Source organism: Desulforapulum autotrophicum HRM2 (genome assembly GCF_000020365.1).
GTDB lineage: Bacteria > Desulfobacterota > Desulfobacteria > Desulfobacterales > Desulfobacteraceae > Desulforapulum > Desulforapulum autotrophicum.
This window is the reverse complement of record NC_012108.1, coordinates 2,340,001-2,353,684: the sequence shown is the minus strand read 5'-3', so window position 1 is coordinate 2,353,684 and position 13,684 is coordinate 2,340,001. Positions and strand designations below refer to the sequence as shown.

The 13,684-nt window shown below is 45.4% G+C and carries 10 protein-coding genes and 1 tRNA gene; 3 read left to right on the top strand and 8 right to left on the bottom strand.

Features of this window, described 5'->3' with window-relative positions; translation table 11 throughout:
* Window positions 1-60: 60 nt before the first annotated feature.
* Window positions 61-1,866 (bottom strand): translation elongation factor 4, encoded by a 1,806-nt coding sequence (gene lepA / locus HRM2_RS10355; protein ID WP_015903961.1) that lies wholly within the window; start codon window positions 1,864-1,866, stop codon window positions 61-63.
* Window positions 1,867-2,014: 148 nt separating this feature from the next.
* Here lepA and HRM2_RS10350 point away from each other — a divergent pair, with 148 nt between their 5' ends.
* Complete coding sequence (locus HRM2_RS10350; RefSeq protein WP_015903960.1) at window positions 2,015-2,932, top strand: GGDEF domain-containing response regulator; 918 nt, start codon at window positions 2,015-2,017, stop codon at window positions 2,930-2,932.
* 33 nt (window positions 2,933-2,965) lie between these two features.
* Here HRM2_RS10350 and HRM2_RS10345 read toward each other — a convergent pair whose 3' ends face one another.
* Together HRM2_RS10345 and HRM2_RS10340 are read right to left on the bottom strand one after the other, a co-directional pair.
* Window positions 2,966-5,626 carry a valine--tRNA ligase gene (locus HRM2_RS10345; protein WP_015903959.1) on the bottom strand — a complete coding sequence of 887 codons (2,661 nt, stop codon included), beginning with the start codon at window positions 5,624-5,626 and terminating at the stop codon, window positions 2,966-2,968.
* A 153-nt stretch (window positions 5,627-5,779) separates the two neighbouring features.
* Window positions 5,780-6,097 carry a hypothetical protein gene (locus tag HRM2_RS10340; protein WP_015903958.1) on the bottom strand — a complete coding sequence of 106 codons (318 nt, stop codon included), beginning with the start codon at window positions 6,095-6,097 and terminating at the stop codon, window positions 5,780-5,782.
* A gap of 173 nt (window positions 6,098-6,270) precedes the next feature.
* Between HRM2_RS10340 and HRM2_RS10335 the strand changes: the two genes are divergently transcribed.
* Both HRM2_RS10335 and HRM2_RS10330 read left to right on the top strand, forming a co-directional pair.
* The gene (locus HRM2_RS10335; RefSeq protein ID WP_015903957.1) at window positions 6,271-7,023 is read left to right on the top strand and encodes a 16S rRNA (uracil(1498)-N(3))-methyltransferase; all 753 of its coding nucleotides are present in this window, start codon (window positions 6,271-6,273) and stop codon (window positions 7,021-7,023) included.
* A gap of 44 nt (window positions 7,024-7,067) precedes the next feature.
* Window positions 7,068-7,143, top strand: a tRNA-Phe gene (locus HRM2_RS10330).
* 15 nt (window positions 7,144-7,158) lie between these two features.
* Here HRM2_RS10330 and HRM2_RS10325 read toward each other — a convergent pair.
* The 5 genes from HRM2_RS10325 to HRM2_RS25170 all read right to left on the bottom strand — a co-directional run bounded on the left by HRM2_RS10325 (window position 7,159) and on the right by HRM2_RS25170 (window position 13,097).
* Window positions 7,159-8,241 (bottom strand): tyrosine-type recombinase/integrase, encoded by a 1,083-nt coding sequence (locus HRM2_RS10325; RefSeq protein WP_015903956.1) that lies wholly within the window; start codon window positions 8,239-8,241, stop codon window positions 7,159-7,161.
* 170 nt (window positions 8,242-8,411) lie between these two features.
* The gene (locus HRM2_RS10320; protein ID WP_015903955.1) at window positions 8,412-8,732 is read right to left on the bottom strand and encodes a hypothetical protein; all 321 of its coding nucleotides are present in this window, start codon (window positions 8,730-8,732) and stop codon (window positions 8,412-8,414) included.
* 16 nt (window positions 8,733-8,748) lie between these two features.
* Window positions 8,749-8,955, bottom strand: coding sequence for a MerR family transcriptional regulator (locus HRM2_RS10315; protein ID WP_041273196.1), 207 nt, complete (start codon window positions 8,953-8,955; stop codon window positions 8,749-8,751).
* A 61-nt stretch (window positions 8,956-9,016) separates the two neighbouring features.
* Window positions 9,017-10,609 (bottom strand): DNA methyltransferase, encoded by a 1,593-nt coding sequence (locus HRM2_RS10310; RefSeq protein WP_015903954.1) that lies wholly within the window; start codon window positions 10,607-10,609, stop codon window positions 9,017-9,019.
* Between the two features lie 259 nt (window positions 10,610-10,868).
* Window positions 10,869-13,097, bottom strand: coding sequence for a sigma 54-interacting transcriptional regulator (locus HRM2_RS25170; RefSeq protein WP_015903953.1), 2,229 nt, complete (start codon window positions 13,095-13,097; stop codon window positions 10,869-10,871).
* Between the last annotated feature and the right edge of the window lie 587 nt (window positions 13,098-13,684).

Here is a 13,684-nt window from a genome sequence, read left to right as displayed (position 1 = left end):
ATGAAAACTATTTTGTCAAGGGTTTTGATGTTTTTCACTTGATAATATAGTTTCAGAAAATCATTTACCTGATTTGAGCACGGAGAGAAAGGCAGACTGGGGGATTTCAACAGATCCAACCATTTTCATGCGCTTTTTTCCTTTTTTCTGTTTTTCAAGCAGCTTTCTTTTTCTGGAGATGTCACCGCCATAACACTTGGCTGTAACATCCTTTCGATAGGCAGACACCGTCTCCCTTGAAATGATCTTACCACCAATGGCCCCCTGGATGGCAATTTTAAACATCTGCCTGGGAATCTCGTCCCTTAATTTTTTGCAGGCATTTTTTGCCCTGTCAACGGCCTTGTCCCGATGTACGAGCTGGGACAGGGCATCCACACGCTCTCCATTGACAAGGAAATCCAGTTTAACAAGGTCTGTCTCCTGATATCCTGCGACTTCGTAATCAAAAGAACCATAGCCCTGGGTGACACTCTTCAGGCGATCATAGAATTCGTACACCACCTCGGCCAAGGGAAGGGTGAACTTCATTTCGATGCGGTTACTGGTCAGATACTGATAATTGGTGCTCACCCCCCTGTGCTCCATGCTCACCTGCATGACGGCACCCATGTAGCGGTCTGGAACAATAATCGAAGCCTTGATAAAGGGCTCCCTTGTCTTTTCTATCTCAGCAGGGTCAGGATAGAGCGAGGGGTTGTCGATAATCTGAATGGTTCCGTCGGTGCGGGTAATTTCATAGCGAACGGATGGGGATGTCAATATCAACGAAAGGTCATACTCTCGTTCCAGGCGTTCCTGAACCACCTCAAGGTGAAGAAGACCCAGAAATCCACACCGGTAACCGAACCCCAGGGCAGCAGAGGAATCCTTTTCATAAACCAGGGAAGCGTCGTTGAGCTTGAGTTTTTCAAGGGCTTCGGTAAGTTCCGGGTACTCGTCAGATGCCACGGGATACATGGATGAAAAGACAACGGGATTGGGGTCCCTGAATCCCTTCATGGCTGCCTTGCACCGGTTGCCCGAATGGGTGAGCGTATCACCGCATTTGACATCACTGATAAGCTTGATGCCTGCGATCATGTAACCCACCTGCCCTGCCCGGATCCGGTCCACCGGCCGCCGTTTGATCTGAAAGATACCGACCTCTTCAACCTTGTAAATCGAGTCCGAAGAGAGAAAGGCAATCTTTTCACCCGGTGCCAGACTGCCCTCAAACACCCTCACGTGGACAATAATTCCCCGGTAGGGATCGTAATGGGAATCAAAGATCAGGGCTTTAAGCGGAGCATTTTCATCCCCCTGGGGCGGCGGAATTTTTGCAACTGCCGCCTCAAAGACGTTTGCAACACCTACCCCTGTCTTTGCCGACACAAGAAGGGCCGTCTCACTGTCAAGCCCAAGGTCCTCGTCGATCTGGTCCTTGACCCACTCAATTTCAGCCGACGGAAGATCGATCTTGTTGATCACCGGAACAATTGCAAGGTCATGCTCCATGGCCAGGTAGATGTTTGCAAGGGTCTGGGCTTCAACTCCCTGGCTTGCATCCACAAGCAGGAAAGCCCCCTCACACGAGGCAAGGGCCCTTGAAACCTCGTAGGAAAAATCCACATGTCCTGGGGTGTCAATGAGATTAAGAAGATACTCCTCACCATCATTACCCGTGTAGGGAAGCGAGACCGTCTGGCTCTTGATGGTAATCCCCCTTTCACGTTCGATGTCCATGGAATCAAGTATCTGGTCCTTGAAGTCACGATCTGAGATAATTCCGGAAAGCTGGATCAATCGGTCGGAAAGGGTTGACTTGCCGTGATCAATATGGGCAATGATACTGAAATTGCGGATGTTCTTCTGCTTTATATTCAAATTTACCTCAAACAAAGAGTTGACATTTTTTACCGATATCGTTAATTATTTTAAACGGTGTGAAGATTATTTTTATCAGTTGGCATCCAAAGTGTCAAGCCGGACACAGACCAGAGATACTCAAACCCTTTGTTTTCAGGATCATTTCATGACAATCTCAATCCTTCTTGTAGACGATGATGTGGCAGTCAAATCCGCTACCCAGGAATTCCTTGAACTCTCAGGGATTGATGTCACCCCAGCGTCCAGTGCAGAAGAGGCCCTTGAGCTTCTCAACACCTTTACGCCGGACATCGTTCTCACCGACATCATGATGCAGGGAATGGATGGTCTTGAACTGACCCGGTTTGTAAGAAAAAATTATGGGGTGGCTGTCCTTGTCATGACAGGTTACAGCGCCAACTACTCCTATGAAGAGGCGGTTAACGCAGGTGCCAGCGACTTTATTTTCAAGCCCTTCAGGTTTGAGGAGCTTGATCTTCGTATCAAACGGGTCCTGCGGGAAGTTCGGCTTAAACGTGAACACGCCAAAATGGTTGACAAACTCGAAGAACTTGCCATCACCGACGGACTTACCGGTCTATACAACTCCCGCCACTTTTTCTGTCAGCTCAAGGCAGAAATAGAACGGTACACCCGTTATCACCATCCCCTGTCTGTTCTGCTCCTGGATATTGATCTGTTCAAAAACTACAACGACACCTGGGGCCATCTTGAGGGTGACAAGGTGCTCATGACCATGGGAGAAATTATCACCTCCTGCCTTCGGTCCAATGACACGGCCTATCGCTATGGGGGTGAAGAGTTCACCGTAGTCCTGCCTGAAACCCGGGTGGAAGAGGCCTGCCTTGTGGGAGAGAGGATCCGTGGCATCCTGTCACAAAGAGTGTTCACCCCGGAAAAGGAAAAAACGGCCAAGGTTACCATCAGCATCGGGGCAACCCAGTTTTCCACAAGTGACACCCTTGAATCCTTTATCAAGCGCGCGGATAAGGCCATGTACGATTCAAAAAAAGCAGGCAGGGATCAATTGACCTGCCTGCCTGCTCCAGAAACAAAAACCTGAAACACCCGGTTCCTCGCCTGAGCCTTTCGGCGCTTATCCTTTCATGGTCTGAATCCGCTTAAGGTTACTCTTAAGCTTGTCGTTTTTTATCTCAAGTTCGGCCTGCTGATCGTTCACCTTCTGAACCACATCCTCGGGGGCCTTTTCAAGAAAACTTTCATTGTTCAGCCGTTTTGATATGGAGAGGAGTTCTTTGGTAATTTTTTCGATCTCCTTATTCAGGCGCTGTTCTTCCTTGTCAAAATCAATGACCCCCTCAAGCAGCACATGAACCGTTGTATTCCCCACCACGGCAGTGGCCGAGGATATTTTGGTTGTCACAGGCAACGACACCTCAAGATGCTCAAGGCGGGAGAGGTTTTCGATCATGGAACGGTTTTCAACAATAAGGGCTGTCTCATTGTCATCCCGGGTCTGCATCAGGACCTGAAGGGTCAAGGATGGTTGAATATTCATCTCTCCACGTATGTTGCGGATACCTGAAACAAGCCCGAACACAAAGTCCATATCCGCCTGGATATTTCGACCGTTAATGCTCGGAACAGATTCACTCACATCTGGAAAGTGTGCCGCCATGATACTGTTTTCAACCGTGGGAAGCATATGCCAGATCTCTTCTGTGACAAAGGGCATGAACGGATGGAGCATGACAACAGTGTCCTGGAGCACCCTTGCAAGAACAGCCCGTGCCGTGTTCCTGCGATCAAGGCCCTCTTTTTCATAGAGGGCCGGTTTTTCAGCCTCAAGAAACCAGTCGCAGAACTCGTGCCATACAAACTGATAGATGGCGCTTGCCGCCTCGTTGAACCGGTATTCTTCGATACCCTCTTTCACGGCCCGGGCCGTTGCGGTCGATCGTTCCATTATCCACGATTCCATGGGCGACAGATTTTCAAGGGGTATGGTTTTGGATTGTTCATCAACGTGCATCAGGGCAAATCGAGAGGCGTTCCATAGCTTATTAACAAAATGGCGGTAGCCCTCAACCCGCTCCTCACTCATTTTTACATCCCTTCCCTGGGCCGCAAAGGCCGCCAGGGTAAACCTGAAAGCATCGGCACCATAGGTGTCAATCACCTTCAAAGGATCAATGACATTCCCCTTGGATTTGCTCATCTTTTTTCCGTGCTCGTCACGGACCAGGGCGTGGATGTAGACATCCTTGAACGGCACCTCACCCATGAAGTGGATACCCATCATCATCATCCTGGCAACCCAGAAAAAAAGAATGTCAAACCCGGTCACAAGGGCGTTGGTGGGATAAAAGGTCTTTAACAAATCGGTATTTTCAGGCCACCCCATGGTGGAAAAAGGCCACAGCGCACTGCTGAACCAGGTGTCAAGAACGTCCGTCTCCTGAATGATATCCTTAGAACCACAAAAGGTGCAGCAATCGGGATCCTGTTCCTCAACGATCACACCGTTGCAGGCAGCACACTTCCACACGGGGATTCTGTGTCCCCACCATATCTGCCGGGAAATACACCAGTCTCTGATATTGTCCAGCCAGTCAAAATAGGTCTTTGACCAGTTTTCAGGAACAATCCGGGTCTGTCCGTTACGAACGGCATCGGCCGCTTCCTTTGCAAGGGGACCGGCCTTTACAAACCACTGCTTTGACAGGGATGGTTCAACCACGGTCCTGCATCGATAACACTGGCCCACACTGTTTTTCAGGGGTTCTTTTTTAACCAGGAGCCCCAGTTCCTCAAGGGCCTTCACTGCCTCCGTTCGGCAGACAAACCGATCAAGACCTGCAAACCTGCCCGCCTCTTCGGTCATTTTACCGTCATCATCGATCACCTTGATGCTTTCAAGGTTGTGGGTTTTACCCAGGTTGAAGTCATTGGGATCATGGGCCGGCGTTATCTTGAGGGCGCCTGTACCAAAGGTTGTATCAACATAATCGTCCCGGACAATGGGTATCTTCCTGTCGGTCAGGGGAAGCATAACAACGGTTTCAGCAAGATCTTTGTAGCGATCGTCATTGGGATTAAGGGCAACCCCGGTGTCACCAAACATGGTTTCAGGCCGGGTGGTTGCAACCACAAGGCCCTCGTTCCCATCCTCAAACGGATATTTAATATAGTATAGAAAACTGTCCTGTTCCTCGTATTCAACTTCGAGATCGGCAAGGGCTGTCTTGCATCTTGGACACCAGTTAGTGATGTAGTTTCCCTCGTAGATGAGTCCTTCCTTGTAGAGCCTTACAAACACCTTTCGGACGGCCTCGGACAGCCCCTCATCCATGGTAAAGCGTTCCCGGTCCCAATCGCAGGAGGCACCGATTCGCTTGAGCTGGTTGATGATGGCTCCACCGGATTCATTACGCCACTTCCACACCTCTTCAATAAAGGTCTCCCGGCCAAGCTGATCCCGGGTAATCCCCTTTTGGGCCAGGTTGCGCTCAACCACATTCTGGGTGGCAATACCGGCATGGTCGGTTCCCGGCATCCAAAGAACATTGTCTCCCATGAGTCTTCTGAAGCGGCACATAATATCCTGCACGGTGATATTCAGGGCATGTCCCATGTGAAGAACCCCTGTGACATTAGGCGGGGGGATTACGATGGAATAGGGTCGTTTTTCACTCGTATCGAGGGCCTTGAAAAAACCCTGTTTCTCCCATTGCTCATACCATTTCTTCTCAATACCGGCAGGATTATATCCTTTCTCAAGAGAATCAGAACTCATAAACTAACTCCTAAAATCACATTAATAAAAAAAAGGGGATCTCAAGTCCCCTGGATATCTTTTTCGACAGATTTTGGAACCGGGGCTCGACCATGCATCCCGTGTAAGGAGCATCTCACACCCGAGTCACAATGGATTCATCATCGAGCACCATCACGAAAGATCCTTGAGCAAGCTTTGCTTGATCGCTGCAATCTCTCGTTCCACTACCCTTTCAACGGCTTCAACAAAAAGCGCATCCAGGCGATGGGCATACTTTTTTTCAACGATCCTCAAAAGAGCCGCTTCAATCGCCTCATCGTCTGGAACGCCATGGCTGAAGGCAGCAGCATCTCGGGCAGCCGCCTTTGTCCCGGAAAGTTCACCCGAGTCGTCCCCATCGTCTGGAAGGTCTTCCAGTATATCGGTCAGCTCAATGATATCGCCATCGTCATCTGAAAAATCTTTGTTTAGATCCATTGTTTCCGTCATAAAAAGATTCCCATTATGCCCCGTTCAGGGCATCTTATAAAATTAGCGTCTTAAAACCGGCTAAAAAAATATCAGAGGCCTAACAATGTGTCAAGCTCTTTAAAAACAGCCGAACATCCCTTAAACCTTGAAAATCATTTGCCAATAAAGAGCCTTTGCTTTATATATAGCCCATGCGTCGATTTTACATTAAAACAGACAGTATCTGTAACGGCAGGGCGGTTATTACCGGACAGGAGGCCAGACACCTGGGAACCGTGCTGCGCCTTGGGCCTGGAGACAGGGTTGAGCTTGTGGACGGCAGGGGAACCATTGCCAGGGCAGAGATCGAGACCCTCTCCCACAACACGGCAGTGTTCACCATTCTTGACAGCTCATCCCCAGGCGCTGAATCACCCGTCCATATTACCCTTGCCCAGGGAATGCTCAAGGACAAGAAAATGGACATGCTTGTGCGCCACCTGACCGAACTTGGCATCTGCCAATGGATCCCCTTTTATTCAAGCCGGTCCATCCCAAAACCCGACGCAAAACGGATCTATTCAAGGATGGAAAGGTGGAACAAAATTGCAAGGGAGGCCTTAAAGCAATGCGGCAGAAGCATGCTGCCCCTTATCGAAGACCCCATCCCCTTTGACCAACTCCTTAAAACATCCACAGATTATGATGGAAAAATAGCCTTCTGGGAAAATGCCACAGCCCCCATCCACACCATCCAGACACCATCCATGGAACCGGCAAAAAAGATCATTGTACTCATCGGACCCGAGGGCGGCTTTTCAAGTTTTGAGATTGATGCGGCAAGAGAAAATGGTTTTTCCTCCTGCTCACTTGGCCCCCGCATACTCAGGGCAGAGACTGCTTCCCTTACGGCCGCTGCCCTTGTCCAGTATCTTTTCGGGGACCTTGGTAAAAATAATCCTTGACAGCCCAGGCTAATTTACATATAAACGCTTTGTTTTTTACGTATGCCCAGGTAGCTCAGTCGGTAGAGCAGGGGACTGAAAATCCCCGTGTCAGCAGTTCGATTCTGTTCCTGGGCACCAGATTTTAAAGGGCTTTCAGCATTTTCGCTGGAAGCCCTTTTTAATGACTGTGCCTGGATTTGTGCCCACCTGAGTTTTTAGGTAAACTTCCTGTTGCTTGGCAGCAATCATCAAGTCCTCCTCGCTTACAATGTTATAGCGTTCAAAAACAGACCTTGTCTTATGCCCTGAGATCATCATGGCCACCCTCTCTGGTATGCCTGACCGAACCATATTCCTGATAGCCGTTCTCCTCAGGTCATGAAAAATCCGATTGGGTATTCCTGCTTGGCGGCAAGCTGTTACCCATGCTCTTCGGAAAACCTTGATTTTGTCATCACCATTGCGGTTGGGGAAGATATAGGGAACAATCTGTTGGCCCCTTTTCTGTATTTCCCGCTGGGCATTGAAAACATCCATCAGCTCGTCATCAAGGTAGATGGTGCGTCCTTCCTTGTTTTTGGTAGTTCCGATTTCCAGCCATACTATCCTCTTTGGAAGATCAACATTGGACCATTGCATGCCGGTGATTTCAGATACACGCCAGCCGGACTTGTATGCAAAGGTGACAAGCCCTTTCAGGTAGGTTGGCAGGGCATCACGCAATGCCAAGAATTCATCATGCTCAAAGAAGCCCTTCCGAACGTTATTTTCTTCCAGCATGGGTATGTGGGGAACCCTGTCCACCATTGGTGGTGTTTGTTGTGCCCCAATGTTCATCATCCTTTTAAGAGCCGCCAGTTCTCTATTTATTGTGGCGTTGGCTGCACCCTCATTGATTCGGCTTTCGATAAAGGCGTTTATCCTCGGTGTGGTAATTTGTGGCACTGCAAGCCTTTCAAACGCAGTGGATAAATGATTGACGCTTCTTGTGGCTTTGGTCAGGGACTTTTTCTGGTTGACCCTATAATCTCTCAGGAAATTCTCTGCCAGGTCTTCAAATGAGATCTTGTCAAACTGAACTCCAGGGGTTTTGCCCTTTGCTATATCTCCCTCCCTTCTGCTTAAAAGTTTTTTGGCTACCATCTTTTTGGTGCTGCCTGAACTTTCCCGGTAATACTTCCCCTGCCTGTAATACTTGATCCACCAGGTGTTACCTCTTTGATATAAACTTCCCATTGTTACCTCCATTAGGTTTGATGGGCGCAGAAATAGCGGGCATGTTGCTGACGTTAGTCAGCCCATGCTGAATATTTTTGTTTTCCCATCTGTTAAGGGTTAATTGTCTTGGAATTAAGAATGCCCCCGGTGTTTAGTATCGGAGGCATTTTTTTAAGGTTTATTAGTTATTATAAAGGAAGTTCAGGAACTTCTTTCGCTTTCACCTGAAGCTCTTGCAGAGCTTTTTGTAAAGACTTTATGCCTCCAGGTTCACCTCTATCGCCAATATTACCTAATGCATTTTCTATTTGTTTCGGTTTGAGCAGTATAGGTGTATACTCGTAACCAGGCACGGTGGATCCTTCATATTTAATTTTTGATCCAGCCATAATTCTCAAGGTTTGAAAAACTTCAAACCGATATTCGGTTTCCGTATAAATTAGGTTTCTCGTACTCAATTTGCAGGTTGTTACCTTGCCTGTTTCGGTATTTTTAAGTTTAATAATCATTTTAGATCTCCTTATTTCAGTTGCTATGTTTATTTTTATTTATAAAGGTTTCAATATCCTGGTAGTCGATGAACTGTTTCCGCCCGACCTGGACATAAGCAAGCTCACCGTCCCAGATTTGACTCCGCCAGAACCATTCGGTTGCGCCGATCAGGGAGACCAACTCTTTGATCGAGTACAATCTCTTTTTGGGCACATCTTGGGCACAGTGCTTTGAAGACACTTGTCAATCCTCCGTTTCAGAAGGAGCAGAGGATTTGGAATCCCCCGCCCCTCGTTATGGTTTAGGCGGCTGTCATTTTTTTTTCTTTTCGCATTTCCGATACTGCTTCCATCATCCCCTTCGATGCCATGATTTCGACCTTGGGTTTGCCAGGCTGGTTGGCCTCAAGCTCCTCAAGTTGACGAGCAGCGAAATCCGATACAGGCTCCTGCCGTTCTTCTACCTCGGCTACCCCGAGTTTCCTCATGATGGCAGCCTTGTAGCGGAGGTCCCTTTCATAACCAACTCCGTCCCGGTCCAGCTCCCTGGCGACCTTGACTGTGGTACCGCTTCCCAGGAAGGGATCAAGAACCGTATCGCCGACGAAGGAGTACATCCTGATAATCCTTCTGGCCAACTCATCGGGGAAGGCATTCGGGTGCCCCTGGTTCCTCGGAGCTGGGCTGATTTGCCAGGCGCTGGGAGCGTAGACCTTCCATTCTTCCTTCGAGATGCGGGACTGAAGGATGATGTTTTCATCCGAAGGTATAGGCCTGTCTCCTTTTTTCTTGAAAATGTAGATAGGCTCATGCCGATCTACGATACGGTACTGGGTGTGAACCGTTTTGTCGGTATAGTTGACTGCATCGTCCTGGGTGAATGAGTTGGAGTCCTTCACCCAGATGATTTCATCCTGGAGGTGGAAGCCATGTTTCCTCAGGCATAAGTTGTAGAAGTGCAGCATCGGCTGAATCCGAGAGCGATTATCTGTGCCATTTTTGCCCTTGAAGTTCGTAATATCCGCCACATTCAGAGCCAGGATGCCACCCTTTACCAGGACTCTGGCACTTTCAGCCAGGACACCTTTAACGTTTTCCAGGTGCTCATCGTAGGTGAATCCCAGTTCATATTCCATTCCGTTGAAGTATGGAGGGCTGGTCAAGACGAGTCCTACAGACTCCTTCGGCAGCTCGGCCATGTCCTTGGCATCCTTAAAGTAGACACCTGGGACACCCTGAGCGGGAACATTTGCTGGGATTTCCTTTTTAGCAGCCTTGTTGGTATTCCTTTTCAGGCGTTCAACAGTGTTTCCCACCTTCTTGGAAGACCAGTCATTTTCGATTGCCAATTTCGCGGTCCTGAGCATCTGTTTGGTATCTTTAATCTTACTTAGCTCAATACAGTGGGCTTTGGTCAATTCTCCGTTTATGAGATTGCCCTGTATCTCTTCAGGCAGATCCAGAAGGCTAAGGAGTTTGGATGTCTGACCCTTAGAGCCATAACCGAGGATTTCAAGCTCATCGTGGCTGTATCCGAATTCATCTTTCATTTTCTTGATATGTAGGGCACGTTCAATGTTGTTCAGCTGATTGCGCTCTACATTCAGGATGTAGGATTTCTGAGCGATTTCTGCTTCGGTCAGCCCCTCGTATACCACACAGGTTAACGATTCATAACCGAGGGCTTTTGCAACTTCTAATCTGCGGTCACCGTCGATGGGCTGGTAGGTATTCTCACCGACTTTGGCGACTACGGGTGGTGTCAAGATGCCTTCATGGCGGATGCTGAGAGTAAGTTTTGTAAGGTCTCCCACTTCCTTTCTCGGGTGATTGGGGTTTCTGGTTAACGAGTTGACGTTAAGCTCTTTAATGGTCTTCACTTTTAGGTCTTTCATTGTTTGTCTCCCTTCTTTAAATAAGTTTTGGGCCGGCCCGTTTTTGTTTGTTTTAGTGCGCACTTGTATATGGACTATTACAAGAGGGGTGCCAAAGGAGGGAAATAAAATAAAATTTATCTTATATCATTGATATTAATCAGTTTTATTGCGTTTGCTTGGAGGGGCTAAAGGTGGGGTTTGCTATTACATTCGAGTTGAATGTAATATTGAATTTAATAGTACAAAGTTGAATGTAATATTGAATGTTAGGGTGGGATTATATGCCGAGTTTTTTGCAGTTACGAAGAACGGTGTGGTAGGTGACCCCTAATTCGGCAGCAGCCTTGGTTTTATTACCATTATTATTCTCCATGGCCTGTTTTACTTCTTCAGGGGTGATTTTTGTATTGCCGGGTAGAGGTTTCTTTTTTTTATTTTCTAATTTGTTGGCACTCGGTTTTGTTGTCACACTTTCATTAATCTCAAATTCTGAAAAATTAATTTTAGATCTATCGTTTGATGCTAAGCGGAGCACAACAACCATTTTACATGAATTTTCAAGTTCTCTTACATTACCAAACCAAGGAAGTCGTTTTAACTCCTGGATACATTCATCATCTATTTCAAGTTGGTCTAATTTCAAGTCATTGCTACGCGCTATATCAAATTTATCAATAAAATACCTTGTCAGTATAGCAATGTCCTCTCTACGCTTTCTAAGAGCTGGAATTCTGATAATCGGAGAGTTTATTCTATGATACAAATCTTCTCTGAATTTGCCTTGATCCACCATTTCTTTTAAATTTCTATTTGTTGCAGAAACTAATAAAAAATCAATTTTTCTGGGAGTGTTTTCACCAACTGGTGTGACTTCTCTTTCTTGAAGGACTCGCAAAAATTTGGGTTGATCTTTTAAGTCTAATTCGCCTATTTCATCTAAAAATATTGTTCCTCCATTAGCTTGTTCAAAAACTCCAATCCTATCTTTATTGGCATTAGTAAAAGAACCCTTCTGGTGTCCGAAAAATTTGCTGTCAAATAATTCAGATGTTGAAGCGCAATTTACGGCAACAAAATTCCCCTTCCTACCACTGATTTGATGAACAGCTTTAGCAAACAATTCCTTTCCTGTCCCTGTATCGCCAATCAGTAAGCATATATCAACCATATTCGTTTTATAATAGTTGATCAACGTTTCTTTGATTTTATTTATTTCATAATCATTAGAAATGATGTCTTTCAGTTTAGAATAATTTTTTTGTATTTTTTCAATTTGTTCTATTTTACGGTTAGTTTGCTCTATTTTAAATTCTGCTCTTTTCCTTTTTGATTGAACGGCATCACACAATTTAATTAGATATTTTTCTTTTAATTCCCATACACATTTAAAAGTACAATCAATCCTCTTCATTAATTGAATGTACTCTTCGATGAAATTTTCAGACATCATGGACAGAAGATCTTGAATATGGTCCTTGTTAAGCTCTTTCCATATGTTATCTGTTATAGATTCAAAATCTGGTTGCTTAATTAGTGTTCCAAAAGGTTTTGGTAAAAAAGAGGCTTTTGCATCCTTCTGGGTAAATTTTCTATTTGAGTGTAAATACATTGGATAGGCCCAAGCTTGATCAGGAATAGTGAGGATATCAAGCAGATCGTAATTTTTTGAGATATTATGTTGAAAAGTATCGGGAAAAATTGGCCTCTCATTTATTCTCTTATACATTTCCTTTAATTCTTTTAACCCTTTGTATTGACGATCATTTCTAACTCTTTTAAAAGTGCGCTCACGGATTTTTCTATTCGTTTCCTTATCATACTTGTGACAATATTTATTTATGTATGCAAATATTGGATCACCAATGATAAATCGATTAAAGACCTTTGACCCAGTTTTATTTTCAATGCGTTGGGATATTTTGATTATATTATCGTGTTCAGTTTCTTTGAAAAAAGATTGATGCTGATCAAGTATCAATTCATCCTTGAAATCCTTCAAAAAAATTTGAATCTCTGCAATGGGTCCGATTGCATAATAGTTGTTGATCAATGAACAATAATCTACATTGGCTTTTCCTACGAATGTTGCCGGTATTGATTTATCTCTACCATATTCATCAACTCTATGAAACGATATATATCCAGGTATACGTTGAAAATTATAATGGAGTCTTTGGTGGAATTTTAGAGCATTGGACAAGTCTAAATTAAAATTTGAAAAGTATCCGAAATGACCAAAAAAATCAAAGTTTGGGTATTTACCTTCCGGACAATATATGAATTCGCCAGATAACATTTTTTTGATTATATAAACATCTGCTTGATGCAAAGTTGTTTTTAAGCAAAGTGGGCATGTGATGCCGAAATAGCCCCCCCCATCTCTTTTCACTAAAGTAACAAGACCATATTCTCTTGCGGCTGAATCCACAGCATTCCAGTCCAGAGCCGTTTTGCATTCAGTACAATTAACATGACCTATTTCGAGATAGTTGTCTTTGGTTATCAATTCCCCTCTCCTGTGTCATGGGTTTCCATGAGGAAACTTTTTTAACGGAATCTATATCACCATAATTTTGCTTCGTTGACAAGGGGATACTGGAATTTGTTTCCACGAGGAAACTTCTTTTCAGCCAGGAGATACACCTTATATAATGATCGTGTTGCGGAAACTGATTGTTCCTGTATCAACATCAGCATCACCAGCTTGAAATTGTGTTAGGGTTTCCACGTGGAAACTTTTTTGAAGTTGAATCTTTATCATCAGCAAGTCGGTATTCTGGCAACGACAGGTGCTTCAGATCATAGCTCCGAGAAATAAAGCAAACAAAGTCTGTCTCCGAGATACCCAAGTGTTTCCACGTGGAAACACCAAACTGGAATGAGTTGAAGAAGGGATAGTCGCTTTTTGGGGTCTTAAGTCCAATATTCGGTAGTTGTGGCCTTATATGGCTAATATTTAATAAATTGCTCTATTTTAGCCCATTATTCTTCGATTTATGGCGTTTTATGATTAGACCAATGTCATTGTCTGCCGTAGAAGGATCGGCCCTTAAAATGGAATTATAGCGCATCTATGGGCTTTACCATGAAGCC

What these genes read in the sequence shown, in the direction of transcription:
- HRM2_RS10320 (WP_015903955.1), bottom strand. Translation starts at nt 8,732, where the DNA reads ATGATTATTAAACTTAAAAATACCGAAACAGGCAAGGTAACAACCTGC.
- HRM2_RS10325 (WP_015903956.1), bottom strand. Translation starts at nt 8,241, where the DNA reads ATGGGAAGTTTATATCAAAGAGGTAACACCTGGTGGATCAAGTATTAC.
- HRM2_RS10310 (WP_015903954.1), bottom strand. Translation starts at nt 10,609, where the DNA reads ATGAAAGACCTAAAAGTGAAGACCATTAAAGAGCTTAACGTCAACTCG.
- HRM2_RS10340 (WP_015903958.1), bottom strand. Translation starts at nt 6,097, where the DNA reads ATGACGGAAACAATGGATCTAAACAAAGATTTTTCAGATGACGATGGC.
- HRM2_RS10350 (WP_015903960.1), top strand. Translation starts at nt 2,015, where the DNA reads ATGACAATCTCAATCCTTCTTGTAGACGATGATGTGGCAGTCAAATCC.
- HRM2_RS10335 (WP_015903957.1), top strand. Translation starts at nt 6,271, where the DNA reads ATGCGTCGATTTTACATTAAAACAGACAGTATCTGTAACGGCAGGGCG.
- HRM2_RS10345 (WP_015903959.1), bottom strand. Translation starts at nt 5,626, where the DNA reads ATGAGTTCTGATTCTCTTGAGAAAGGATATAATCCTGCCGGTATTGAG.